Origin of the sequence: Brevibacillus ruminantium (assembly GCF_023746555.1) — a bacterium.
In the GTDB taxonomy this organism is placed as follows: Bacteria; Bacillota; Bacilli; order Brevibacillales; family Brevibacillaceae; genus Brevibacillus; species Brevibacillus ruminantium.
This window is the reverse complement of the sequence record NZ_CP098755.1, coordinates 5,020,860-5,045,789: the sequence shown is the minus strand read 5'-3', so window position 1 is coordinate 5,045,789 and position 24,930 is coordinate 5,020,860. Positions and strand designations below refer to the sequence as shown.

Sequence of the window (24,930 nt, the reverse complement as noted above, 5' to 3'; positions counted from 1 at the left end):
TGATGAGTACAACGACTGCTCCATACCATTTGATGAATAACTATGCGAGATGGCCAGTTCATCTGGTGAAAGGGGAGGGCAACAAGGTCTGGGATGAATCAGGCAAAGAGTATCTCGATTTTATCTCGGGAATTGCTGTCACTTCGCTGGGCCATGTGCCAGCCAAGGTAGCCAAAAAGCTGCATGAACAAGTAGATACACTCTGGCATTGCTCCAATCTGTTTCACATCCCTCAGCAGGAGGTCTTGGCACAGAAACTAAGTCAGGTCTCAGGACTGGATCGCGCCCTTTTTTGCAACAGCGGGGCGGAAGCAAACGAGGGGCTGATCAAGCTGGCACGCCGCTACGCGCAAAAGGTGAAGGGGACAGAGTGCTACGAGATCATTACATTTGGCCAGTCTTTTCACGGCAGGACACTGGCAACTTTGACCGCAACAGGGCAGGAAAAAGTAAAGGACGGCTTCACACCGCTGCCAGAAGGCTTCGTGACCGTACCGTACAATGACCTGGATGCCGTCAAGCAGGCTGTGAATGAGAAAACATGCGCGATCCTGCTGGAGCTGGTGCAGGGAGAGGGCGGAGTCCATTCGGCAGAAGAGCCGTTCGTCAAAGGGCTCCGTCAACTATGTGACCAGCATGGCCTGTTGCTCTTGATTGATGAGGTGCAAACCGGCATCGGCCGGACCGGAACCTGGTTTGCTTTTCAACAGTATGAGATTCTCCCTGATGCGATTTCGCTGGCAAAAGGGTTGGGCAGCGGCTTTCCGATCGGCGCCATCCTGGCAACAGAAGAAGCAGCTCAAGCCTTTTCGCCCGGCACGCATGGAACGACCTTCGGTGGCAATCCCTTGGCAATGGCAGCGGGGATCGCAACCGTGGAGACCATCGAAGAAGACGGCCTCTTGAGTCGGGTCAATCAGCTGAACGAGCTGCTCGTCAGTCGATTGCAGCAGTTGAAAACAGCCCATCCAGAGAAAGTAGTGGAGATCCGAGGGAAGGGCTTGCTTTTGGGAATGAAGCTTTCGATCCCGGCAGCCGGGGTGCTGGATTACGCTCGGGAAAAAGGAGTGCTGGTGCTTTTGGCTGGGCCTCAGGTCATTCGCATGCTTCCGTCTTTTGTCACCACCGAGGATGAAATAGAGCGGGTCGTGGCCGTACTGGACGAGGCGCTTCAAAAAGGATAACAGGAAAATCTACAGGATAAAGAGAAAAAAGGTAAAGCAATAAAGGGAAAACGAGAGGCAGTCAAAGGCTGCTTCCGTTTTTCTCTTTTCCGGGATAGCAGGCATCAGCAAGCAAGAAAATCTGCCAGGCAATGAGTGAAAAGTTGCGAAAAACTCATTGCATTTTTATTAGTACGAATGTATATTAATACAAGTAGTTGCATAAATTTTCGTCAGAGAGTTCCCGCGGGAGAGGAGTGAGCTATACCGATGAACAGAGAGAAACACGGATATGGCCCAGGATACTTAACACTGGAGAGCGGAGAGGTATTTGCCGGAACACTGTTTGGCGCTCCTCTCGAAGGTATTGGTGAAGTGGTTTTTCATACAGGTATGACAGGATATCAGGAGGTCATGAGCGACCCCTCGTTTGCAGGGCAGATCGTCACTTTCACATATCCGTTGATCGGGAATTACGGGATTAACGATCAGGATTACGAAGCCGCAAAGCCTGCTTTGGCAGGGATGGTGGTCAGTGAGTTGTGCAGCGAACCCAGTCATTATCAATCCGGCCGTTCGCTGGCTGAAGCGGCGGAGGAATTTGGTTTTCCCATCCTCGCAGGGGTAGATACGAGAACGGTCACCAAAAGAGTTCGCCAAGAGGGGCCGCTGTGGGGAGTGATTGCTGATCGGCCGCTTTCTCTTGAAGAGGTGTCGGCACTCCGAAAAAAATACATCAAAAAATCGCTGGTTGCCAATGTGTCCAGCCAGGAAATACAGCGCTACCCAGGGACGAAGGAACATGTCGTTCTCATCGATCTTGGAATGAAACGGTCGATCCTGGAATCATTGCAATCCCTCGGATGCCGTGTAACGGTCGTCCCTTTTGATACAACCTATGCGCAGATTCAAGCGTTGCAGCCGGACGGCCTGCTGTTCTCCAACGGCCCTGGTGACCCGGAAGATTTGCTTACCTATTGCGTAGAGTGGCGCAAAGCGGCCGAGCAGTATCCGACCATGGGGATCTGTCTGGGACATCAGGTGCTTGCGCTTGCGTTTGGCGGAAAGACAGAAAAATTGAAGTACGGTCATCGCGGCGGAAATCATCCGGTAAAAGAACTGCTGACGGGCAAGGTGTACATGACCTCGCAAAATCACGGATACGTGGTAAAAGAAGAGTCGCTGGACAATCGGCAGCTATTGGTTACGTATCGCAATGTAAATGACAACTCCGTAGAAGGACTGCGCCATCAACATTTGCCGGTGATGACGGTCCAGTTTCACCCGGAGGCGCATCCCGGACCGAGCGATACCTCACATATGCTTACACAATTCTTGCAGTTGATTCGTGGAGTGGGAGCGAAGATCTATGCCTAAATTGGCGCACATACAAAAAGTTTTAGTCATCGGGTCCGGGCCGATTGTGATCGGGCAGGCGGCAGAGTTTGATTATGCCGGAGCGCAGGCTTGCCTTTCTCTGCAGGAAGCGGGCGTGAAAGTGGTGCTGGTCAACAACAATCCGGCCACGATCATGACGGATGAACAGGTAGCCGACAAGGTGTATCTGGAACCGCTCACGCTTCGGTCCCTGACTTCGATTATTGCCAAAGAGAGACCGGATGGACTGCTGCCGACACTGGGCGGGCAGACGGGGCTGAATCTGGCCGTTTCACTTGCGGAAGCAGGCGTACTGGAGCAGTACGGAGTGGAACTGCTGGGAACACCCCTGGATGCGATTCAAAATGGAGAAGATCGCGAGCTATTCAAGCAGCTCATGCAGCAGATTGGCGAGCCCGTACCAGAGAGTGCAACAGTGGAAACGGTAGAGGATGCGGTGTCATTTGCCGAATCGATCGGCTATCCTGTCATCGTCCGTCCGGCTTATACGCTGGGCGGTGCCGGGGGCGGAATTGCCGAGAATGAGCAAATCCTCCGTCAGGTCGCCGCATCCGGAATCGCAGCCAGCCCGATTCACCAGGTGTTGATTGAACGCAGTGTAAAAGGCTGGAAGGAAATTGAATACGAAGTGATGCGCGATGCCAGCGACACGTGCATCATCGTTTGCAACATGGAAAATCTAGACCCGGTCGGGATTCATACGGGGGACAGCATCGTGGTGGCTCCGTCCCAAACGCTGACGGACCGCCAGTATCAGATGCTGCGAAGTGTCTCTACCAAGGTTATCCGTTCGCTCGGCGTAGTGGGCGGATGCAATATCCAGTTTGCGCTGGACCCCCATTCAGACCGCTATTACCTGATCGAGGTCAATCCGCGTGTCAGCCGCTCCAGTGCCCTGGCCTCCAAAGCTACGGGCTACCCGATTGCCCGGATCGCGGCCAAACTGGCGCTGGGCTATCGGCTGGATGAAGTCGTAAACCCGATTACCGGATACACCTACGCCAGCTTCGAGCCGACGCTCGATTATATCGTGGTAAAGATACCGCGCTGGCCTTTTGACAAGTTCCCGCTAGCAGACAGACTGCTGGGCACACAGATGAAAGCAACCGGTGAAGTGATGGCGATTGCCCGCAACCTCGAGGCGGGTCTGCTGAAAGCCGTCCGCTCCCTGGAGCTTGGCTGCACACATCTGTCACGTTCTGAGCTTGCGGCATGTGACAAGGATACGTTAACCACGCTTGTGCAAGAAGCTACAGATATCCGTTTATTCGCTCTGGCGGAAGCAATTCGCCAAGGCTTTTCTGAGGAAGAGCTGCATCAGTTGACGGGGATCGATCCCTTTTTCCTGAGAAGCCTGAGCAAAATCGTTTCTTTGGAGAAAAAGCTGGCCGAAAGCGCAGATCTCCCGGCGGAGCTGCTCCGAGAAGCCAAGAAGCGCGGCTTTGCAGACGAGACGATTGCTGCATTGAGCGGACGCACAGCGGCGGAAGTGAAGCAGCTTCGCCAGCAGCACGGAATCGTGCCGCTGTATAAGATTGTCGATACCTGTGCAGCAGAATTCGACGCACAGACGCCATATTACTACTCAGATTGGCATGGTGTCGATGAGGTAGAGCCTCTGACCGGGAAAAAAGTGCTGGTGCTCGGGTCAGGACCGATCCGCATCGGTCAGGGCATCGAATTCGACTACTGTTCCGTTCACGCGGCCAAGGCTTTGCAGGCAAAAGGCATCGCGGCTGTCGTGGTGAACAACAATCCGGAGACGGTGAGTACCGATTATGCGACAGCCGATCATCTCTATTTCGAGCCCCTGCACATTGAAGATGTCCTCCAAGTGGCAGAACATGAGCAGGTGGACGGGGTGATGGTGCAGTTTGGCGGGCAAACGGCCATCAATCTGGCAGCGAAGCTGGAAGCAGCGGGGCTGGCCGTGCTGGGGACCAAGCTGGAAGCGATCGAAAGGGCAGAGGACAGGGAGCTCTTTTACACGATGTTGAGAAAGCTGGACATCCCGCATATCCCTGGCAAAGGTGTCTCCACACTGGAGGAAGCGGTGGCCGCAGCCGACACCATCGGCTATCCGGTGCTGATGCGTCCCTCCTACGTCATCGGGGGTCAGGGCATGGTAGTCGTGCAGGATCAGCAGGAACTGACGGCAACCATCAACGAGTGGCTGCATCATCCAAACAGCGAAGCCTTTTTTCCGCTGCTCGTTGACAAGTATCTGCCAGGCATGGAGGCAGAGGTAGACGCGATCTGTGATGGCGAATCGGTACTGATTCCCGGTGTCTTCCAGCATGTTGAAAAGGCCGGGATTCACTCGGGCGACAGTATCGCACTGTTTCCGGCGCCGTATTTGTCCGAATCGTGCAAAGAAACAATCGCACGCTATACGGAAGCGATTGGCCGCGAAATGAGTGCGGTGGGCTTGATCAACATCCAGTTTGTCATCAATGAGAACACGGTGTACGTCCTCGAGGTAAACCCTCGTGCTTCGCGTACGGTGCCGATAACCAGCAAAGTGACGGGAATCCCGATGGTGGAGCTCGCTGTCCGGGCGCAGCTTGGGGAAAAGCTGAGCGAAATGGGCTTCGGAACAGGGCTGCTGCCTGATATTCCGTTTGCAGTGGTGAAAGGGCCGGTGTTTTCTACAGTGAAGCTGACGGGTGTGGACCCCGTCCTCGGGCCGGAAATGAAGTCGACCGGTGAAGTCTTGGGGCTGGGAGCTTCTTTTGCAGAGGCGGCGGGCAAGGCGTTTGCCTATAAAGATAACATTTTTGCGGAGTGGCAAGAAGGTCAGGTTTGCTTGCTCTCTCTGGCAGATGCAGATAAAACGGACCGTCTTTTGCCTGCGCTCACCCGCATGCAGGAGCTGGGGGCGGTTTGGGCAGCGACGCCGGGAACAGCAGCTTGGCTAAAGGAACAGGGGTATCATGTGTCCAGGATCATTCAGGATGAACAGCAGCTGGTGGAGCTGGTACAGGAAGAGACGGCAGCGTTTGCCCTCATCACCGCCACCAAAGGAAACCAGCGCGGGCGTCGGGGATTTGCCCTGCGCAGCCGCGTGATGCAGCAAGGAGTCCCCTTGTTTACCTCGAGTGATACCTTTGATTTGTACGTGAAAGCTATTTCGGAGAAAAGAGGTGCAGGCAATGCAGTCTGTGAAGATATTGGATCACTTTCCAAACGTGCAGTGGGCCAGCTTTAAAGGAAAAGATCTGCTCAGAATCGACGAGTTCAGCGGAGAAGAGCTGATGCAGCTGCTGGAGCTGGCAGCCCATATCAAGAAATTGCAAAAAAACGGCCAGCCGTACCAGCCGCTGCTGGGCAAAACGATGGGCATGATTTTTGACAAGGCTTCGACACGCACACGTGTTTCTTTTGAGGTGGGCATGCATCAGTTGGGCGGCATGGCTATGTTTATGAGCGGAAAGGAACTGCAGCTGGGCCGGGGCGAGCCGATTAGCGACACAGCCAAGGTCATGTCCCGCTATGTCGATGTCATTATGATTCGCACCTTTTCCCACGCTGGTGTCGAGGAGTTGGCTGAACATGCCACCATCCCGATCATCAACGGCTTGACAGACGAGTTTCACCCCTGCCAGGCATTGGCAGACATGCTGACCATCTGGGAGCATAAAGGCAAGCTGAAAGGAATCAAGCTGGCCTATGTGGGAGACGGAAACAACGTGGCCAATTCGCTGGTGCTGGCGGGGGCACTGCTGGGCCTGGATGTCCGGGTGGCAACCCCGCCTGGGTATGAAATGAATGCAGAAATTCTGGAGAAGGCAAAAGTGTATGCCGCGGCAAACGGAGGAGCGCTGCTCGTCACGAACGACCCTGTGGAAGCGGTGCAAGACGCAGACGTGGTCTACACGGATGTCTGGACCAGCATGGGCTTTGAGGAAGAGAACGAACAACGCTTGAAGAATTTCGCAGCTTATCAGGTAAACGATGAGCTGGTCAGTCACGCCAAGCCGGATTATCTGTTCCTGCACTGCCTGCCGGCTCACCGGGAGGAAGAGGTGTCAGCCAGTGTAATCGACGGATCGAACTCCGTGGTGTTCGATCAGGCAGAAAACAGATTGCATGCACAGAAAGCAGTTTTGGCGGCTGTTGTAAGGATATAGTTCTAGGCACTTATTCCTAGCTGCAATTGAAGCTAATAGACTAGGAATCTACCATTGCCGAAAATTGTCATTTTCGTGTAAAATGTAGGCAAAGAAGGAGCGAAGAAGTACAGACTGTATCTGGTCGCTTGGTCTGTATGGAGCCAGTAGCGAATCCGCCCCCTTTTTATGCAAGGGGAAAGGCATGCAAGGGCTTTATTTGGTCGCTTGGTCCTTGCAGAAGCAAGTAGCGAATCCGACTTTCTCCATTATAAAAAGGGGAGGGAAAAGGCTATGAAAAAATGGTTCGTAGGTATCATGATGGTAGTTGCAATTGTAGCTGCTACATCGGCAAACTTCCACATCGGCTAATAACTTTTTGGAAGAAACACCGCTTGGTTGAGTGGTGTTTTTTCTTAAACTTTGGAGGAAAGTTACATGCTTTTGGATGTGATTTGTGTTTCTTTTCTTGTTGCCTTGATTCGGGGCGGAAGAATAAAGGAATTGCCCAAATTCTACAAAGTAGGGCTGCTGATTGGAAGTTTGGTGCTGCAAGCTTGCGCTGCGTTCTTTCCCTCTTTGAGCGGAATCTTCATATCGATTTCCTATGTGCTCATTTTGGGATTTTTCTTGTTTAATCGCCAATTTGAGGACATGCGAATTTTTATGGTGGGCTGGTTTTTGAATGCGCTTGCGATTTGGAGCAATCGCGGAAAAATGCCGATTGATCTGGAGCAGGCCAAACGATTGCCCTATGATTTGGAGCCGGTCATTAATGGCACCAACTTTAAACACAGTGTATTGACGGAAAGCTCCAATCTTCCGTTTTTGACGGATGTGATTTACATGCCTTCGATCATTCCGCGGGTGATCAGTATCGGCGATATCTTCATCATGCTGGGGGCATTTTTACTTGTTCAACGGCTGATGAATAAGCCAATCTCGCTATTACAACTTCGAGAAGGTAAAAGTTATGCAACCAAAAGTTAGCCTGCAAAGAATGACAAAGGGTATTGTTGTTCAAATTGGATTTGTTGTGGCTGCCATTCTGATTCTTTACTCATCCTTGTTTGAATGGCAGTCACGCGAACACTGGGGAGTATTAGTTGCCTATACTCTCCTTACCATTCTTTCAACCTTTACCCCGGTACGGTTATCCAATACGATTCTGACGGTAAACAATGCCGTCATTTTCTCGGGTATTTTGCTGTTTGGCACATGGATTGGCGTTTGGTGTGCAGTTATCGAGGCATTGATTATTGCCTTTTTGGTAAGAGTAAATCCGGTCAAAGCGGCGGTGAATATCGGTCAGCTGGTTATGACCATATGGACAGTCGGTGCGTTAAAAGACTGGCTCATCACGTTTGATTCGGTTTCTCCCATTCTCTCTGATCTGTTTTTGGCACTCGTTTATTGGTTCGTAAATTTGGTTTTATGCGGATTGGGAATTTCCTATTTTTATAATAAAGACTGGGTTGGGACCATTAAGGAAATGGCAAAGGGTTTTACTTCTACGTATTTGCTGCTGCTGATCCTGGCCGGGGTAGGCTCCCGTCTGGTTGAATCATACGGTCTAATGCCGTTGATTCCCATGATGGCAGCGTTTGTGACCATCAGCTACGTTTTCCATCATTACTATAGCAGTGTGCAAAAGCTGCAACAGAAAGTAGAAGAAATCAAAACCTTCAACCATAGATTCCTCACGACGATGGCCGCTTCCATCGATGCCCGCGATCACTACACCAGCGGACATTCCCAGCGCGTTGCATATTGGGGGCGCGAAATTGCCCGTGCGATCGGCCTGCCCTCGGATAAAGTGGAAGAAATATATTTCGGCGGAATCTTGCATGACATCGGTAAAATTGGCATCGCAGATGAGATTCTCAATAAAAAAGGGAAATTAACACCAGAGGAATACGACAAGATCAAGCAGCATACGGTGATTGGATATGAGATCATATTGCAGGCAGGGATGTTTCATGAGCTGTTGCCTGCCATCCGCTCCCACCACGAACGGATTGATGGAAAAGGATATCCGGATGGCTTGAAGGGATTGGATATTCCGCTTATGGCCCGAATTTTGGCGATTTCCGATGCGTTTGATGCCATGGTAGCGGACAGGCCCTATCGCAAAGGCCTCCCGGTAGAAGATGCATTGCAGGAGATCAGACGCGGTGCTGGCACACAGTTTGACAGTGAGCTTGCTGAGCAATTTATACGTGTCGTGAACCAGTTGTCACGTGAAGAGCTCGAAACCATTATTCAGCATGACGGACAAACCGAAAAGCAGTTACAGGAGGCGATTCACTAGAAGAACCTCTCTGTAACTGTTTTTCTGTGAAAAACGCCCCCCTCTTCGGGGGATTGAACGCCTGCTCTTTGCCTCATGATCTGGACCATAGACAAATGGGCGAACATGGATAATAATGGAAGGATATTCATTTCAAAGGAAAAGGAAGTGGCGAGTCAACATGATTCCTACCTATCAGGATGCTGACATTGTATTGAAGCTGTACGATCAGTTTGAATCAGAGCGGCTGCGCGAGGCGAAAAAATGGTTTTCAGTCACATTTCGGGATGAAGTCTGGACCTATGAATCCTTTATTCAGTCGAATCCGCGGGGAAGTGAAGGTTTTACCCAATTCGTGACCCTGTATGGTTTTTTTGAAATGGTGGGAGTGCTGCACAAAAACGGTCTGGTGCACCCTGATCTGCTGTTTGACATGTGGTTTATTAACGGCTACTTCATCCCGCTGTATCCCATCATTGCGGGCTGGAGAGCCGAAGGAGATATCCATGTGGCCGAAAATTTCGAGCGCCTCGCCCAGGCAGAACTGACGTGGATCGGAAAACATAAGGGAGCAGCTTTCGTGCCGCAGGTTCCCTACAAGACAGGCGCCTGAGCAGCGGAGGAGAGCGGCTGAGCGCATCATCCGTGAAGGATGGGCGGCAGATCGTCCAGATTGTATTTGACCTCGGAGAAATTGCGGATCATCAGCTCCTCCGAAATCCGGTTTCCCGTTTGTTTATCGTACACCAACCGCCATATCTCATTGCGGCGATAGTTCTTTGCTGCCTGCTGAAGAAACTGGTGGTTTCGCTCTTCCAGGTGATAGGAAAAAGGCCAGAGCTGATCGGAAAAAATGGCACCTTTCAGATGCTTGTCAGTCAGCCACACGCGCAGTTGAAATGTCTGTTGGGTGGGGTTGTGGAAGCGCAGGTCGACATAATTGTAAAAAACACTGGCCCCGCTGCCAAAAGGAAGAACCCGCTGGTCATCCGGAAAGGGGTCAAACTGGTGGTGGTGTCTTTCCGTTATCTCTAAAGGCGTATGGAGAGCCATCCAAAAGAGCAGGTTGGCAAGCTGACAAAGTCCGCCGCCAATACCTGTAGTGACTTCGCCCTGCGACAGGAGCAGGCCTTCCACATAGCCTTTCTCCGCCGTTGTCTTGCCAACCCGCTGCCAAAAAGAAAAGGTTTCGCCAGGCTGGATCAAAAGTCCGTCGAGAGCAGGGATGGCCAACTGAAGATTCATGATCTTGTTCTCCTGCAGCCGGGGATCGGATTGGCCCAGTTTTCGCCGGAGCAAGGATTGGTGTTTTTTGCAGGAGTACGTGTATTTCGTTGTATCTGCCTGCTGCCGGGCAAAGCGAGTGCCGCCGAAGCGATCAGACAGTTGCCTTCCCAGTCGCTTTTGGGCGACTCGCAAGTGGTAAAAAACGGGGTGAATGCGGGAAAGTTTCAAACCCTCAACATCTCCTTTTCAATTGCCACGGGTTGCGTTCCGAGTTGTGTGTATCATGAGACTGGATCTATCCTTATCGTAAAGGGATGAGGGTCTTATTTCAATTCAAATGTAAAAATTGAAAAAAAAGGGTGTGCCAACGCGGCAAGACGCTGGTACACCCTCTTCTTTTACTTCGTTTGACCCGTAAAAATCAGAATGGCATCTCGCAAAAATTCTGCCGTACCCGGTTGCTTGGCATCGTAATGGGCCTGAAACCGTTCATCCGCGACGTACATGTGGGCAAGTCCGGCATGCGCTTCTTTACTGTAATCACTCCAGTAATAAAGCAGCCATTGCTTGTGCAAACCCGCAGCTTTTTGGGCGAGCGGACTTGCGGGATCGCCGGTTTGCATTGCTTCCGCTAACGTGGATGTCAGCTCATTTTCGATACGGGTCGCTTCTTCATACTCTTCGGCGGTCATCTTCAGCAGCTTTTCATTCGATTTGTTGACAGCAGTCTCTCCATACTTTTCGCGGATCTCAGCACCGTACTTCTTCTCATTCTCATCGAGCATCTCTTGCTTGAATCCCTCAAATTTTTCACGATCGGACATGGTTATCTTCCCCTCCATAGCAGCAATTGTGTTTTCTACATTACGAATCAGCAGATCCAACTGCATTCGTTTGTCAAGGAGTTTAGAACGGTGTTCTCGCAATGCTTTTCCTCGATGAAAGGATGGGGACGTGACGATTTCCTTGATCACCTCAAGCGGAATTCCCAGCTCCTTATAAAATAAAATCTGCTGTAATCTGTCGATTTCCGCCTGACCGTAGAGGCGATATCCTGACGAATTGATCCTGGCCGGCTTCAGGATGCCTATTTCGTCATAATACCGCAGGGTTCGAGTGCTAATCCCCGCCAACTGCCCAAGCTTTTGCACTGTATATTCCACAGTGTTCACCTCCCGACAACATCACTGTACACCTTTACGTATAGGTGAAGGTCAACTCCTAATTTCAAAAAAGCTTCTTCAAATTAAAAGGAAGCTGCCCCCATCCGTTTTTTTCCGAACATAGCTCCCTTGGTTCTGTGCATTTTAAGAATGTACCACCATCATATAAAAGAGGTGACACCCTTGAAAAAAATTCTCTCTCTCGCGCTGGCCACATGTGTAGTATTTGCGGGTACGTCCGTTTTTGCAGAAACGGATCACAGCAAAAAGCACAAGACGCACCATAAAATGCACACGAAATCCATGAAGCATAAGGTGCATACCAAAGCAGCCAAAGGACACAAGCTGCATATCAAAGCAGCTCCTGGAATGCCAAAAACCGGTATGGGCGGAGCTAGCGAAAGCAACTAAGAAAAAAGAGGGCATGTCCCTCTTTTTTCCCCACCAATATCGTGAGGATGAAGAGGATGAGGAAAAGTTTTGTTCTGATAGGGGTCTTATTCATTATATGTACGGCTTGCTCTTCCGCAGCAAACGACGGAAAAACGGATGGATTGCTTGCCGCGGATCACATCACAAACCATTCAGCTGCGCTTAAGGCAGACGATCAAGCCAGGCTGTCAAACACAGAGGGAACGGGACAGACGAGCCACCCTCAAACAGGGCGGCCAACAGGGCTTGCCACACATTCAGCGGAATTAACGGATACTGCAAAATCAAAAAATGCGGTGCTGGGTACGGACACAACTGCTGCCGAAACGGTAAAGCATGCTACTGCAGAAGCGGTAAACCATACGTCGGCAGAAGCAGTTAACCATGCGGAGACAGAAACAGCAAACCAAGCGGCGACTAACGTAGACCATACTACTAATAAACCAGCAGATGCAGGCGACAAAATGGCGAAAACGTCCGCGCCAGAACAAGTAGCCGAAGCCAAACCGCAACAAGTCGTAAAGGGCTTTCAAGCCGCCAAAATTCGCATCCCCGCGATACGTCTGCAAACGGCCATTGAAAAAGTAGGGGTTTTGGCCAATGGCCAAATGGGAGTCCCCAAGTCTTTTGACAAGGTGGGGATTTTGGCGCCCTGGACCAATCCCGGAGAGCTGGGCAGTGCCGTGATTGCCGGACATTTTGACCATTACACCGGACCTGCTGTCTTTTATCGGTTGCGTGATTTAAAGGCCGGGGATGAGATCATCGTCTCCGATCCGAAAGGCTCTAGTCTAACCTTTCAGGTTACGCGGGTGGAATCCTTTAAAACCAGTGAAGCGCCTGTTGAAGAAATTTTTTCCCAGTCAAAGGGGGCTCACTTGAATCTCATCACCTGTTCTGGTAAATACAATCGCAAAACAGGAGAGCATGAGAAAAGGCTGGTCGTTTTTTCAAAGCTGGCGAAAACCATGTAACTTAGTTTTTCATGTGTACGGGCAGCTTTCCTCTGATGTGAATCAGTTCGGAAACCGTTACAAAATGAAAACCTCTCCGCTTTAGCTCGGGGAGGATTTTTTCCAAAGCCCGGACGGTTTGGGAACGGTTGCCGCCATAGTCGTGGAAGAGAACAATATCTCCTCGTCGGGCATTGTTTAATACCTTTCTGACGATTTTGTTCACGCCTGGATTACTCCAATCCCGGGTGTCCTGATGCCAGGACCACATAACTGTCAAAAGTCCCAAATTTTTCACCGTATTCACAATGGTTTCGTTATAGACACCCCCAGGAGGCCGAAATAAGACGGGAGTTTTGCCCGTGACAGCCGTAATGATCTCAGACGTGATTTCAATCTCTTGTTGAATCTGATCAGGCCGCAGCTTGAAAAAATTGGGATGACTGTACGTATGATTGCCAATTTCATGTCCTGCACCCACAATCGAACGTGAAAGCTCCGGGTTTTTCTTTACATGTGCACCCAAAACAAAAAAAGTCGCTTTCGCGTCGTACTTCTTTAAGAGCGCAAGTATTTGCGGGGTATACACCGGATCTGGTCCATCATCAAATGTGAGCGCGATCATGGGGTGTTCCGTCTTTACTTCCCAGACGACATCTCCCCGCTCTTCATAGTAATCTCTTCCTTTGTCGGGAGCTTTTGAAGATAAAGGATGTACCAACGACGACAAACTGAGGGATATACAAAGGAAAAGAGACGTTGCGGTCAGATTCATTCCATCGACCTCCTGTTTTCTCCATTACTGAATGAATGCAAACGTCGTTACTGAGACATCTTTATTATGGAACGACCTGGAGATAAATATGTGGTGACAATCTTAATGGAGGGCAGCTGCATGTTGAAAAAATTGGTGGCCGCGATCGTCATGACATTTCTTTTCACGTCGGTCCTCGCAGGGTCTTACACGCTAAAAGCGACAGAGGGAGTAGACGAGGAAAGCAGCAAACAGTTTTTGGAAAAGCTGTACAACGCGAGGGCCAAGATGTTGGTAGATCGCAACATTAGTGCATTGGAGCCCTACTATATCCTCGAAGAGAAGCAGGGGAGGGCGGCACTTGGGCGTGAAAAAGCGAGGATGAAATATATCCAAGCCTGGGCCAAAGAACGCGGTGTCGCCTTTACCGATGTCGAGACGCGCATTCGTATTGCGCGGATCAAAAAGGTCGGCGACGGCTTCAGAGTGGGATTGGTTCAATCCTTGAAGCTGACCTATCAATACCCAACGGATGGGACACTCCACTCTTTTGGGGTTGGGACCAGACACGGATTAACCATCAAACGGCAGGGCGGCGAATGGCGGGTAAAACAGGAGTGGTATCTGGACCCTCTTGATGAAAATCCTGAGTTGATCCCGGTACACAAAAAGCCCCATGTCAGCGGCGTTATTTCTCTTCCGCAGCAGCCTGTCGGAAAGGTGAGCGGAAAGCGGAAGTACAACCGGGAAAAGGCAGTCGAATACGCTAATAAATATGCAGGCACCGCTTTTTTTGCCGGGAATAACAACCGCTACAATCCAAAATACCTGGATTACACGTACCAAGGCGGGGATTGTACGAATTTTACTTCACAGGTGATCGGAGATCGTGAAGAAGGCGGCGGCTTGCCCATGAGAGGCGGCTGGTTTTACAAATACAAGCAGGGTGGATCTGCCGCGTGGGTAAGAACGGACTCCCTCAAGCACTTTTTATTGTCCAGCGGCTACGGGAAGCTGATTGCACGAGGAAACTACAATGCGGTCGCCAAGCCCACCAAGAAATTTCCGCACTCAGCCCTGGCAGAGCTGAGGCCAGGCGACTTGATCGGCTACGAAATGGGAGGCGATCTCGACCATTTTTCCGTTGTGACGGCACTTGATCCCAAGGGGTACGTTCTGGTCAATTCGCATACGGCTGACCGCTATCATGTTCCCTGGGATCTTGGCTGGGACAAGCATACAAAGTTTTTGCTGATTCGCATGGTCGATTAGATTCAGTTGGAAAAAGCATAACGAAGACAAGCCGTACATACGTTGATAACAACATATCCATGTTGGGGACTCAAACGTATGAGAGCAAAAAAAATCACAGGTGCTTTTGAACAATTGGTCATGCGTGCTGGACTGATTGCGATGGTGAAAGTGATTGGGACGATCGGGAAAATGTTTCTGTTTCGCGTGCTGGGAGCAGAAGGTACCGGTCTGTTCCAGATGGCGTATGCGTTGTTTGGTCTGTTGATCACGCTGGCCACAGGCGGATTCTCCACGGCGCTTACCTTTTTTACAGCTTCAAATGCCCGGGTAGGTGAGCGGCTCCTCCACGTTATTTTGCCGATTGTTGCGTTTCTGGCATGCGTCGGGGCGCTGCTCACCTATGTTTACGCTCCAGAGATATCGAGTTGGATGGGAAATCAGGACTTGATCATCCCCCTCCGCTTTTTGCTTCCGGCGCTGATCATCGTGCCGGTTTTAAATCTGATCCGAGGGTACCTTCAGGGAATGGAGCGGTATCGGAGTATTGCCGTATCGGAACTGGTTGAACAAACCGTGCGGATTGTCGGGATGATTCTCCTGGCTACCTTTTTGCTGGACGCCGGGCTAACTAAGGCGGTAGGGGGAGCTGTTGCGGCCGCAGCGATTGGTGCTCTCGGCGCATTTTTGTTTTTGCTTCCCGCGCTGCGGCGTTCTTTTTCGGAAGATACCGACTCTTTTGGCCGGGATTTGCGTCTGGTTGGCAAATTGCCAGTGGGAGGAGTCTTCCGAATGGCGATGGCCATTCTCGCTACGCGGATTATTTTGCCGTTGCATGACTTTCTTGATTCACTGATCATCCCGAATCGTCTTATCCAAGGGGGGATGAGCGAAGTAGAAGCGGCTACCGTATTTGGCGAGTACATCGGAATGGTCAGTACAATCGTCTATACACCGACGCTGATAACGGCTGCGTTGTCCCATATTATGGCCGCCAAGCTTGCCTCAGACTGGGAGAGAGGAAGGCTGCCCTCGTTTCACCAGCGCGTCCGAAAAGCATTGTCCGCGGGGGCTTGGTGGGGGCTGCTTGCCTCAACGGGGCTATTTCTGTGCGGACCGACTCTCTCATACCTGGTATACGGCAATACTTCGCTGGGCGGTGAAATCCGCTCGCTGGCACTGCTTCCCCTGCTCTGCGGGATCAGGGAGCTGACGACAACGATCTTGTGGACAGCGAACAACAAAAACGGTCCGATTCTGGGATTGCTCTTCGCTTCCTTTGCATCTACCGGTGTTACATACGTCGTGGTAGGGATTCCAGAGTGGTCACTTGCAGGGATTATTTGGGGGATGGTTGCGTTTGAGGTGGTCGGTGCCGCTGCCAATCTGCTGATGATTCACCGGATCAAGAGATGAAATATTGATACACTGTGAACTACTCTCCACTTAGGCTAACGCCTTGAAGTGGGAGCTTCTCAAATCCACGACGAAAGTAACCTTTCGTCTCCTCGAGCGTTACTTCGGGTAGTCCCTACCCTAGATGTCCGACGTTTCGGAGTTCTTTTGTTACCTTGGATATTTTACGCATGGAAGGATAAGCTTGGTTTTCGCATTTTGTTTCTCCATGCAACCCCATATATCCAGTTATCAAAGAACATCATAAGTAGATTTTACCAAAGTGTCGGACAACTGAACAGGCAAAAGCCTGTCCTTGTCCAAAGTCGATTCATCCCCTACTTACAACCAAACGCTGTAAGGTTTTAGAAGTGGGAGACTTCTCGACCTATAAGTTAAAAAAACGTATTGTATTTTTATAAATTCATTTGTATAATTACTCATGAACAATTCACCGATTTATTCTAAGGGGAGAAAACCGATGGCAAAAGAAAAAATCGTGTTGGCCTATTCTGGCGGTTTAGATACATCTGTTGCAATTAAGTGGCTCCAAGACACATACAACTACGACGTTATTGCTGTAGCACTGGACGTGGGAGAAGGCAAAGATCTCGATTTTGTTCAGAAAAAGGCTCTGAAGGTCGGCGCGCTGAAATCCATCGTAGTGGATGCCAAAGAAGCGTTTGCGCGTGAATACGTCCTCCCGGCACTGCAGGCGAATGCCATGTATGAAGGCAAGTACCCGCTGGTATCTGCGCTGTCCCGTTACCTGATTTCCCGCGTGCTGGTAGAGATTGCGGAAAAAGAGGGCGCAGTAGCGGTAGCCCACGGCTGCACCGGGAAAGGAAATGACCAGGTTCGTTTCGACGTTTCGTTTACCGCTCTCAATCCCAATCTGAACATCGTGGCGCCTGTACGCGAATGGGGCTGGACACGGGATGAAGAGATTGAGTATGCAAGCAAAAACGGTATTCCGATTCCAATCGATCTGGACAATCCGTACAGCATCGACCAAAACCTCTGGGGCAGAAGCTGCGAGTGCGGTGTTCTGGAAGATCCATGGGCAGCTCCACCAGAAGGTGCATATGATCTGACCAAATCAATCGCTGATGCACCAGAACAGGCGGAAGAAGTGGAAATTACTTTTGTAAAAGGCGTACCGACTGCGCTGAACGGTGAAGAGCTTCCCCTGTCTGAGCTGATCCTGAAGCTGAACAAAATTGCCGGAAACCACGGGGTAGGACGTATCGACCACGTAGAAAATCGTCTCGTGGGCATCAAATCCCGCGAAGTGTATGAAACCCCTGCTGCGACGACACTGATTCTTGCCCACCGTGAGCTGGAGTTTTTGACCCAACCGCGTGAAGTGGCGCAGTTCAAGCCGATTGTGGAGCAAAAGATGGCACAGGTGATCTACGAGGGTCTCTGGTATTCGCCGATCCGCAACGCGCTGCAAGCCTTTATCGAAGAGACGCAAAAACATGTAACCGGCGTTGTCCGCGTGAAGCTGCACAAAGGACATGCGATCGTGGTCGGCCGCAAATCTGACTCGACCCTGTACAGCCACGAGCTGGCAACCTATAATGCTGGCGATCAGTTTGATCATAAAGCAGCGATTGGCTTCATCAAGCTGTGGGGTCTGCCAACCAAGGTATACGCCCAGGTAAATGAAGGTGTGCTGCATGAAAACATCAAGACACCGATCAAGATTTTGGACGAAAAGGATGCGATCACGCAATGAAACTGTGGGGAGGACGCTTCACAAAGCCGACGAATCAGCTTGTAGAGGAATATACAGCTTCCATTTCTTTTGACAAGCAGATGTGGCGGCAAGACATCGTCGGCAGCCTGGCTCACGTAGCAATGCTGGGCAAGTGCGGCATCCTGCCGATGGACGAAGTCAGACAAATCATTGCCGGTCTGAAAAAGGTAAAAGAGAAGATCGAGCGGGGGCAAGTGCAGTTTCTCGTAGAAAACGAGGATGTGCACATGAATATTGAAAAAATGCTGATCGAGGAGATCGGTCCGGTAGGCGGCAAGCTGCATACCGGACGGAGCCGCAACGATCAGGTGGCACTTGATATGCACCTCTATTTGCGGGAAAAGCTGATGGAGATCATCCAGCTTTCCATGTACCTGCAGGAAGCACTGTTGGAGCAGGCGAACAATCATCTCGACACAGTGATGCCGGGTTACACCCACTTGCAGCGTGCTCAGCCGGTTCTCTTCGGCTACCACATGATGGCCTATGTTTCCATGCTGCAGCGCGACATTGAGCGGATGCGCGACTGCTGGAAGCGGGTCAATGTCCTGCCGCTGGGAGCGGGAGCGCTTGCCGGGACGACGTTCCCGATTGATCGCGCATTCGTCGCCGAGATGCTGCAGTTTGACGGAATCTATTTAAACAGCATGGATGCCGTAAGTGACCGCGACTTTATCGTTGAGTTCCTGGCAACCAGTTCTCTGCTGATGGCTCATCTCTCACGCCTGTGCGAGGAACTGGTCATCTGGAGCAGCCAGGAGTTCGCTTTTGTCGAGCTGGACGATGCCTTTTGCACGGGCTCCAGCATCATGCCTCAGAAGAAAAATCCGGATGTGGCTGAGCTTGTCCGCGGGAAAACAGGACGTGTCTACGGGAATCTGTTTGGGCTGTTGACGGTACTCAAAGGACTGCCGCTGGCCTACAACAAAGATATGCAGGAAGACAAGGAAGGCATGTTCGATACGGTGGCTACTCTGCACGGGGCTTTGGCGCTGTTGACGCCGATGATTCAGACGATGCAGGTCAGAGCTGACCGGATGCGCCAGGCGGTGACGCAGGATTTCTCCAATGCGACTGATTTGGCTGACTATCTGGTTCGCAAGGGGATGCCGTTCCGTCAAGCGCATGAAGTAGTAGGGCGTGCCGTGCTTTACTGCATCGAGCAGCAAAAATACCTGCTCGATCTCACGCTGGAGGAGTACAAAACCTTCTCTGCTCTTATCGACGGGGACGTGTACGAAGCTCTGGCTGTGGAAACCGTGGTAAACGCCCGCAATGTCTTGGGTGGAACCGCGCGCAATCAGGTAGAGGTACAGATTGCGGAATATCGGAAGCTTCTCGCCGATACGCATGGCTGGGTCCATCAAAACAGTCAGAAGGTCATGATCGAATCCTTGATTGACGTCGGATCACCAGCGTAAAGGTGAGACGTATACTGCAAGTAAAAGAGGGACAGAGAAATTTTGTCCCTCTTTTTGTCGTTCTCGATTTCAAGGAATGAAAGAGGGATTTTGTAAAAAATTTTGAACCAAATCATGATGGACGGTGAATATACAGCAAAGACCTTTCAAGGAGGCACCAGATGTGCAGGAAATGAAGGAAATAGAATGGCTCGCAAAGAGTCGAAACGGGGATAGTGCCAGCTTTGAGCAGTTGGTTCGGCCCCATTTGGAGACCGCCTATCGGACCGCTTATCTCATCATCCACGATCGTCAGCTGGCCCAGGATGCCGTGCAGGAAGCGTTGTTTGAAGTTTTTCGGTCGCTGGATCGCTTTGATCCCGCCAGAGGGACATCTTTTCGCACGTGGTTTGCCAAGATTGTGATGCATCGTGCGCTCAATGCCGTTCGGCGTCAAAAACCGATGGGTGAATTCCAGGAGTGGGCAGATATGTCGGCCAATCCGCTCGACAGTGTAATCGAAAGAGAGCAGCAGCAAGCGATTTGGAAAGCGATCTGTTCGATGAAGGTCAAGCATCGGACTGTCGTCATCCTGTACTACTATGGGGATTTTCAAGTCTCGGAAATAGCGCAGGTGCTGGGTCTGTTTGAGGGAACCGTAAAATCTCGGCTGCACTATGCGCGCAAACAGATTGCGGCACAGATGCAAGGCTGGGTAGAGGGAAGAGCGATGTCCAGGATGGGAGTGAGTGGAAATGAATAAGCTGGATCAGCAAATCTCAGCCGTACTGGAGCGAGTAGCCCAGCGCGAGCAAATGCCGGAGTTTACGATGCCGGAAGCAGACAGTATAAAGGAGGAGGCGGGTCGGCTCACGCGTAAACGGCACTGGTTTCGCTGGACCTCGATGTCGATTGCGACAGCAGGAGCCATCCTCTTTCTCGTCGGTGTCGGAACCTATGTCTCACCAGAGTTTGCATCCCAGGTAAAAGGTGTGCTGGGTCAAAGCGGGGGAAACACAGAACCGGGCAAAGAAGCACAGGTGCCTGCGGAAATTTCCCCCGTGTCCCCATCGGATGCTGCTGATTTCTTTCCGCCAGGAGAAGTGGATGGCGGCATCGAGAAAGCAGTGAAGGACGGGTTTGTTCAGGTGGTGAACGCCTCTGTTGCCGATCAGGGAATCACGTTTTGGGTGAAGGCAATCATGGCTGATCCAACCCGGGTCGTAGTTGCGTATCAAATCACCGGACCGGATGGCAAGCCGCTCAAGCGAGAGAAGCAAGAGAACCTTGTTGCAGAACTGGTGGGCAGCATCCGGCTAGTCAATGAACTTGGTGAAGGGATTATGAATCATCCCAGGCCCACGGCTACTGCGCGTGCTGCCGGTAAGCAGGGACCTGATATTGGCTTTCTTGATTTTTCAGACCTGGACGGAGAAGAAACAGAGCAGATGAAGCTTCTCGTCGATATCAGCACACTGGGAAACGTCGAGGGGAAATGGAAGCTTGAGGTGCCATTTTCCTTAAAGAAAGCAATGGAAGCCACCAAGACGATACCTATTAATAAGGAATACGTGACCCCACAGGGATTGAAAATCATACTGCATGAAGTCACACAGGCGCCATCGTCAACCGTACTCAAATGGGAAACGATGTGGGAGGAGCAAGCGAAGAAGAGACTGGAGCAGTATGCCAAGGAGATGTCAGGCAAAACGCAAAACAAAAGGTATGCTTCTGATCCCTTTCAACATTACGATGTGGAGTTGCGGATTCTGGACCGGAACGGCATGGACGTTGGCGTTTCCCAGAGAGAAGCGGAAATGGGAAGACGAGGGCACCTGGACGATTATAATCTCGGCCGTGATGAATTCGGTCACTTTATCCGGAATTCGAGATATACGCCGTTTGGCGATCAGGGCCCCTATACCTTCGTTCTGGACGCGGTTACCATGGTGGAGCCAGTCTCCCTGACCATTCCTTTTGAGCCGGCGAAGCTGCAAAATAGCCCAAAGCAGGCGGAATATGAGGGAAGTCTGTTCACCGTCAAGCAACTAAAGGAGGGGGACGAAGGCGATCGGAGGGCGAGAAAGAAGCTGGAGCTGGAAGCCTCTCTGCAGGATATTTCTTCGATTGAACATGTCTGGTGGGAGCTAAAGGATCAAAACGGAAAGTCATATCCGATCCGCGGTTCCAGTTATACTTGGAATGGCGAGGATGAGCAAGGGCGCAGTTTGGTTCAAATGGAGTTGAAACTGGAGGAAATGGAAGAAATTCCGACACAGTTGACGCTTTCACTCGCAGCAGTCAATAAGAGATATCCGGATGGAAAATGGAAGGTTGAATTGCCGAAAAAATTCCCATCTACAGTCAAGCCATAAGGTAACCGCTAAGTTCATTGGATAAATGCTTTGAAAACATCGTCTCCTAAAGGTGGCTAGTTTTAAGCAAAATGGAGCTGGTGAAAAACGAGTTGTTTTCACCGGTTCCATTATTAATTTAGCACCATTTTGGAAAGTCAAAGGCTTTCTTACTAACGGCGCCGTGCATGGAAAATGTCATGGATAAGAGGAGGCGAAAACGGTAAAAAGTAAAAAAAGTGAGTTGATTTCTAGATAATCTTGAGGTATATTAAGACCATAAATAAGCATACATTTTACTGAAATGTAAATTTAATACATATCCTCTTTGCCTCCCCATGAACCACTTTATTTAAATCTCACGTATAATTTCCCTATCAGATGAACCGTAAATGCAAACATCACAATAAGTTGCACAAAGCTGAAATGGAAACGTTTCAATTAAAGCTGGGAACGGAAAGTTCAGAAAATGAAAAAGTGAAAGCATTAACCTATGCACTAAATACGATGAGGGATAACATGATGAAAGCCATTCATACGAAATCCACCTCTCACTTAGGGATGGTGCACGTAAAAATTTCTTCTGATCGATTACAAGAATATATTGAAAGAGTGAAGAAGTTACAAGAGGAGTTTGATAAAGAATTTGACCGGGACAGTTCCGATCATGGAACAGCCGCTAAGATATGGTACTCCATGGTAATGTCCATTTTTCCAGGGCCTAATTTCCAGTGAGGTGGTAGTTTTGTGAATTCTAATTCTGCTCCTGTAATAAAAGAAAAACAATCTTCCACTTCCAGTAGCCATGTATTTTCAATAAAAAACTACAGATACTTGTTAATTGCTCAGGCCGTATCAGATTTAGGTGACGGCGTATACGCGATGGCGTTAATTTGGGCGATGAAGATAATGACTGGCTCTTCTCTTCAAATGTCAATCATACTGGTCGCTGAAATTGTACCCTTAATCTTGCTAGGTATGATTGCGGGAGTATTTGTTGACAGTTGGAGCAAAAGAAAGATCATGGTCGTTTCTGATCTTTTTCGCGGGGGAATTGTGCTTATTTTAAGTGTATTGTCTTTTCTTAGTTTACTGGCCCCCTGGATGTTAATTGTAGGTGCCGTTCTGCTTTCTTCGTTTAGCGCTTTTTTTTCACCGGCAAGGACTGTGGCAGTACGTTATATCGTTCCGGAAAATCTCATCATGCAAGCGCAAAGCTTCTCGACAACGGTGCAAACGATTGTTGGGTTGCTCGCACCGGTTATTTCAGGGATTTTGATCAGTATAGACATAAAGTATGCCTTTTTATTTAATGCAATTTCTTATTTGTTGTCCCTGGTTTTTATAGTTCTGATAAAGCATGAAGCTTTGATTAAGAAAACAACAGAAACACTGAGAATGAAGGAATTGGGGGAGAAAATCCTTATAGGATACAAAGCTGTCTGGGAAATTTCTATTTTGCGCGGATTGGTTATTTATTTAATAGCAATAAACTTCATTTTTGCTCCGATTAGCATATTATTTCCTCTCTATGTTACCAATGCTTCCGAATTGGCTACGTTGGAAGTGTTCTTCTTTATCGGGGTTCTGAGCGGCTCCCTACTGATTGGATTTTTAAAAAAGGTAAAGAAGATCATGATTATCCTGTTAGGGTTGAGTATGGTCCTCTTATCGTTTATAGGTATGGCGTACTCGGGTGACATGTTCATCACAGTTGCGTTTGTTTTGCTTATGGGGATGGGCAGTCCTTTGGCGAACATAACCCTCCAATCATTGTTTATTACAAAGGTTCCCAGTGATGTTCTAGGCAGAGCCGTTAGTTCCTTAAAAGTCTTTTTGGGACTTGCAAAGCCTGTATCTCTACTATTAACAGGTTCATTGTTAGTCATGTACAGCGTCAAAGATTTGCTTCTTTTTATGTCAATTTTGGGAATATTCGTGGTCATTTTAATCAGCCTAAACGCAAATTTTAGAAAAGAATAGTAGCTAGTAAAATTATGTAGAATGAGGGGATGAGCATTATGTTTGCTTTTGTCCAACCATCTTTGATGTCAAATGATTTTATTATGCAATTATTCGTCAAGAAGTACAAAAAAAATTCGAACATGTAACTCAGTTTATGGAAAATGGCTATTTTCATAGCTTGGGTTTGTCCGAACAAATGATGTAGAATTGTGGAAAGAAATTCTCCATCCCGTTTTTATCTTTTGGCTATCTCAGAGGTGGCAGCCAGTCGTTACGGCAGGTGACCAAGAGGGGATTAAAAAAGAACAATACGAATTGAATAGGTTTTTGTTGATCCCTTTGCTTCGAAGAAAGCTATTGTTACCTAGCATGAGTTTTCTATTAGATGACCGCGCCGAGTTGCGGTTTCTTGGCCATCCCTATTTTCTTAGATTTCATGTGCGGTATGCTAACCAACCCTTGGAGATGACTTTTCACAACAATACCATATCTTTAAGTGTTAATGAGTTGGTTAAAGAACTATCAATGGATCACTTGATTCCCGCTTCATACGAAGAACAAAACACACCGTATCCTGATTTTATTTGTAGGAAAATGGATTTGTTAGACGGGTACGTCGAATTAGATTCATCGGATAGATTAATACGAGAATATTTAGCACATGAATCCAATCAGTTGTTAAAGGATAATGGGAGCGATTCCCCCGTTCTTCCTCCTTATGAAAGATATAGCTTATTAGATTACTGGTATTTTAAAGGCTCACTAGATATTATTAGAAATTACTGGATAGAGATGTACAAGGAAATTATCGGACACCTCAGGCTAATCAGTCTACTTGACACAGATGCTATCGGAGGTGGGACAATATCATCCTTTCAAGGAGCTATCTTCTTACAATACCGTACAAATGATCAACTTTACACGGTTGAAAATATCATTCATGAAGCGAGTCACAACCGATTAAATCAGCTCTTGGAAGTTGATTCCCTATTTTTAAATCCACAAAATGAGCTTTTTCGTTCCCCCTGGAGAAAAGATCCAAGACCCATTAGCGGTATTTATCACGGGGCCTATGTATTTACTCGCGTTGCTTTTTGGTATGATCGTTTACAGGAAGTTCATCCTTATCCGGAGATACATGAAAGATTGCAATCGGTCATCGATGATTTGTTTGATGCACTGTCTACTTTAAAACAACATGGGAGATTCACAGAAATAGGTGCCAGCTTGTTGGAGGAAATGCTGCTATACTATAGTCAAATTTCTAAAAAGAACTCCAGACTTACCACCTTTAGCACTTAAAAATCTCGGGGG

Annotated in this window: 21 protein-coding genes; 18 read left to right on the top strand and 3 right to left on the bottom strand. The window is 49.3% G+C overall.

Annotated features, from left to right (window positions below; all coding sequences use genetic code 11):
• Positions 1–2 precede the first annotated feature (2 nt).
• The 7 genes from NDK47_RS24840 to NDK47_RS24810 all read left to right on the top strand — a co-directional run bounded on the left by NDK47_RS24840 (position 3) and on the right by NDK47_RS24810 (position 9,573).
• Positions 3–1,184 carry an aspartate aminotransferase family protein gene (locus NDK47_RS24840; protein WP_251872389.1) on the top strand — a complete coding sequence of 394 codons (1,182 nt, stop codon included), beginning with the start codon at positions 3–5 and terminating at the stop codon, positions 1,182–1,184.
• Between the two features lie 249 nt (positions 1,185–1,433).
• Complete coding sequence (locus NDK47_RS24835; RefSeq protein WP_251872388.1) at positions 1,434–2,540, top strand: carbamoyl phosphate synthase small subunit; 1,107 nt, start codon at positions 1,434–1,436, stop codon at positions 2,538–2,540.
• A complete protein-coding gene (gene carB / locus NDK47_RS24830) occupies positions 2,533–5,769 on the top strand; it encodes a carbamoyl-phosphate synthase (glutamine-hydrolyzing) large subunit (RefSeq protein ID WP_251872387.1) in 3,237 nt (1,078 codons plus the stop codon). The genes NDK47_RS24835 and carB overlap by 8 nt, the downstream gene beginning before the upstream one ends.
• Positions 5,714–6,691 (top strand): ornithine carbamoyltransferase, encoded by a 978-nt coding sequence (argF, locus tag NDK47_RS24825; protein ID WP_251872386.1) that lies wholly within the window; start codon positions 5,714–5,716, stop codon positions 6,689–6,691. Before carB ends, argF begins: the two co-directional genes overlap by 56 nt.
• 417 nt (positions 6,692–7,108) lie before the next feature.
• Positions 7,109–7,660 (top strand): DUF5317 domain-containing protein, encoded by a 552-nt coding sequence (locus NDK47_RS24820; protein ID WP_251872385.1) that lies wholly within the window; start codon positions 7,109–7,111, stop codon positions 7,658–7,660.
• A complete protein-coding gene (locus NDK47_RS24815) occupies positions 7,644–8,981 on the top strand; it encodes an HD-GYP domain-containing protein (RefSeq protein WP_251872384.1) in 1,338 nt (445 codons plus the stop codon). Before NDK47_RS24820 ends, NDK47_RS24815 begins: the two co-directional genes overlap by 17 nt.
• A gap of 160 nt (positions 8,982–9,141) precedes the next feature.
• Positions 9,142–9,573: a DUF4760 domain-containing protein gene (locus NDK47_RS24810; protein WP_251872383.1), complete on the top strand. Its 432-nt coding sequence runs from the start codon at positions 9,142–9,144 to the stop codon at positions 9,571–9,573.
• Between the two features lie 26 nt (positions 9,574–9,599).
• On the opposite strand, the gene NDK47_RS24805 is transcribed toward NDK47_RS24810, so the two are convergent.
• Both NDK47_RS24805 and NDK47_RS24800 read right to left on the bottom strand, forming a co-directional pair.
• Positions 9,600–10,415, bottom strand: coding sequence for a VanW family protein (locus NDK47_RS24805; RefSeq protein ID WP_251872382.1), 816 nt, complete (start codon positions 10,413–10,415; stop codon positions 9,600–9,602).
• Positions 10,416–10,585: 170 nt separating this feature from the next.
• Positions 10,586–11,350 (bottom strand): MerR family transcriptional regulator, encoded by a 765-nt coding sequence (locus NDK47_RS24800; RefSeq protein ID WP_251872381.1) that lies wholly within the window; start codon positions 11,348–11,350, stop codon positions 10,586–10,588.
• 174 nt (positions 11,351–11,524) lie between these two features.
• Between NDK47_RS24800 and NDK47_RS24795 the strand changes: the two genes are divergently transcribed.
• Complete coding sequence (locus NDK47_RS24795) at positions 11,525–11,761, top strand: hypothetical protein (protein WP_407653349.1); 237 nt, start codon at positions 11,525–11,527, stop codon at positions 11,759–11,761.
• 56 nt (positions 11,762–11,817) lie between these two features.
• Positions 11,818–12,756 (top strand): class F sortase, encoded by a 939-nt coding sequence (locus NDK47_RS24790; RefSeq protein ID WP_251872379.1) that lies wholly within the window; start codon positions 11,818–11,820, stop codon positions 12,754–12,756.
• A 1-nt stretch (position 12,757) separates the two neighbouring features.
• Here the strand turns inward: NDK47_RS24790 and NDK47_RS24785 are convergent, their stop codons facing one another.
• A complete protein-coding gene (locus tag NDK47_RS24785) occupies positions 12,758–13,510 on the bottom strand; it encodes a polysaccharide deacetylase family protein (RefSeq protein WP_251872378.1) in 753 nt (250 codons plus the stop codon).
• A gap of 120 nt (positions 13,511–13,630) precedes the next feature.
• Between NDK47_RS24785 and NDK47_RS24780 the strand changes: the two genes are divergently transcribed.
• The 9 genes from NDK47_RS24780 (at position 13,631) to NDK47_RS24740 (ending at position 24,918) form a co-directional block, all read left to right on the top strand.
• Positions 13,631–14,761 (top strand): amidase domain-containing protein, encoded by a 1,131-nt coding sequence (locus NDK47_RS24780; RefSeq protein ID WP_251872377.1) that lies wholly within the window; start codon positions 13,631–13,633, stop codon positions 14,759–14,761.
• A gap of 78 nt (positions 14,762–14,839) precedes the next feature.
• Complete coding sequence (locus NDK47_RS24775) at positions 14,840–16,156, top strand: oligosaccharide flippase family protein (RefSeq protein ID WP_251872376.1); 1,317 nt, start codon at positions 14,840–14,842, stop codon at positions 16,154–16,156.
• A 460-nt stretch (positions 16,157–16,616) separates the two neighbouring features.
• Complete coding sequence (locus tag NDK47_RS24770; protein WP_251872375.1) at positions 16,617–17,876, top strand: argininosuccinate synthase; 1,260 nt, start codon at positions 16,617–16,619, stop codon at positions 17,874–17,876.
• Positions 17,873–19,318: an argininosuccinate lyase gene (gene argH / locus NDK47_RS24765; protein WP_251872374.1), complete on the top strand. Its 1,446-nt coding sequence runs from the start codon at positions 17,873–17,875 to the stop codon at positions 19,316–19,318. The genes NDK47_RS24770 and argH overlap by 4 nt, the downstream gene beginning before the upstream one ends.
• A 172-nt stretch (positions 19,319–19,490) precedes the next feature.
• Complete coding sequence (locus NDK47_RS24760) at positions 19,491–20,060, top strand: RNA polymerase sigma factor (RefSeq protein WP_251876368.1); 570 nt, start codon at positions 19,491–19,493, stop codon at positions 20,058–20,060.
• Positions 20,053–21,672: a DUF4179 domain-containing protein gene (locus NDK47_RS24755; protein ID WP_251872373.1), complete on the top strand. Its 1,620-nt coding sequence runs from the start codon at positions 20,053–20,055 to the stop codon at positions 21,670–21,672. Before NDK47_RS24760 ends, NDK47_RS24755 begins: the two co-directional genes overlap by 8 nt.
• Before the next feature lie 498 nt (positions 21,673–22,170).
• Positions 22,171–22,386, top strand: coding sequence for a hypothetical protein (locus NDK47_RS24750; protein ID WP_251872372.1), 216 nt, complete (start codon positions 22,171–22,173; stop codon positions 22,384–22,386).
• A gap of 12 nt (positions 22,387–22,398) precedes the next feature.
• Entirely contained in the window at positions 22,399–23,634 is a 1,236-nt protein-coding gene (locus tag NDK47_RS24745; RefSeq protein WP_251872371.1) for an MFS transporter, read from the top strand.
• A gap of 189 nt (positions 23,635–23,823) precedes the next feature.
• Entirely contained in the window at positions 23,824–24,918 is a 1,095-nt protein-coding gene (locus tag NDK47_RS24740; protein WP_251872370.1) for an aKG-HExxH-type peptide beta-hydroxylase, read from the top strand.
• Positions 24,919–24,930: the final 12 nt, after the last annotated feature.

Excerpts from the sequence above, each read along its gene's own strand:
- NDK47_RS24840 (WP_251872389.1), top strand. The coding sequence starts at position 3 with ATGAGTACAACGACTGCTCCATACCATTTGATGAATAACTATGCGAGA.
- NDK47_RS24835 (WP_251872388.1), top strand. The coding sequence starts at position 1,434 with ATGAACAGAGAGAAACACGGATATGGCCCAGGATACTTAACACTGGAG.
- carB (WP_251872387.1), top strand. The coding sequence starts at position 2,533 with ATGCCTAAATTGGCGCACATACAAAAAGTTTTAGTCATCGGGTCCGGG.
- argF (WP_251872386.1), top strand. The coding sequence starts at position 5,714 with ATGCAGTCTGTGAAGATATTGGATCACTTTCCAAACGTGCAGTGGGCC.
- NDK47_RS24820 (WP_251872385.1), top strand. The coding sequence starts at position 7,109 with ATGCTTTTGGATGTGATTTGTGTTTCTTTTCTTGTTGCCTTGATTCGG.
- NDK47_RS24815 (WP_251872384.1), top strand. The coding sequence starts at position 7,644 with ATGCAACCAAAAGTTAGCCTGCAAAGAATGACAAAGGGTATTGTTGTT.
- NDK47_RS24810 (WP_251872383.1), top strand. The coding sequence starts at position 9,142 with ATGATTCCTACCTATCAGGATGCTGACATTGTATTGAAGCTGTACGAT.
- NDK47_RS24790 (WP_251872379.1), top strand. The coding sequence starts at position 11,818 with ATGAGGAAAAGTTTTGTTCTGATAGGGGTCTTATTCATTATATGTACG.
- NDK47_RS24785 (WP_251872378.1), bottom strand. The coding sequence starts at position 13,510 with ATGAATCTGACCGCAACGTCTCTTTTCCTTTGTATATCCCTCAGTTTG.
- NDK47_RS24780 (WP_251872377.1), top strand. The coding sequence starts at position 13,631 with ATGTTGAAAAAATTGGTGGCCGCGATCGTCATGACATTTCTTTTCACG.
- NDK47_RS24775 (WP_251872376.1), top strand. The coding sequence starts at position 14,840 with ATGAGAGCAAAAAAAATCACAGGTGCTTTTGAACAATTGGTCATGCGT.
- NDK47_RS24770 (WP_251872375.1), top strand. The coding sequence starts at position 16,617 with ATGGCAAAAGAAAAAATCGTGTTGGCCTATTCTGGCGGTTTAGATACA.
- argH (WP_251872374.1), top strand. The coding sequence starts at position 17,873 with ATGAAACTGTGGGGAGGACGCTTCACAAAGCCGACGAATCAGCTTGTA.
- NDK47_RS24760 (WP_251876368.1), top strand. The coding sequence starts at position 19,491 with ATGAAGGAAATAGAATGGCTCGCAAAGAGTCGAAACGGGGATAGTGCC.
- NDK47_RS24755 (WP_251872373.1), top strand. The coding sequence starts at position 20,053 with ATGAATAAGCTGGATCAGCAAATCTCAGCCGTACTGGAGCGAGTAGCC.
- NDK47_RS24750 (WP_251872372.1), top strand. The coding sequence starts at position 22,171 with ATGATGAAAGCCATTCATACGAAATCCACCTCTCACTTAGGGATGGTG.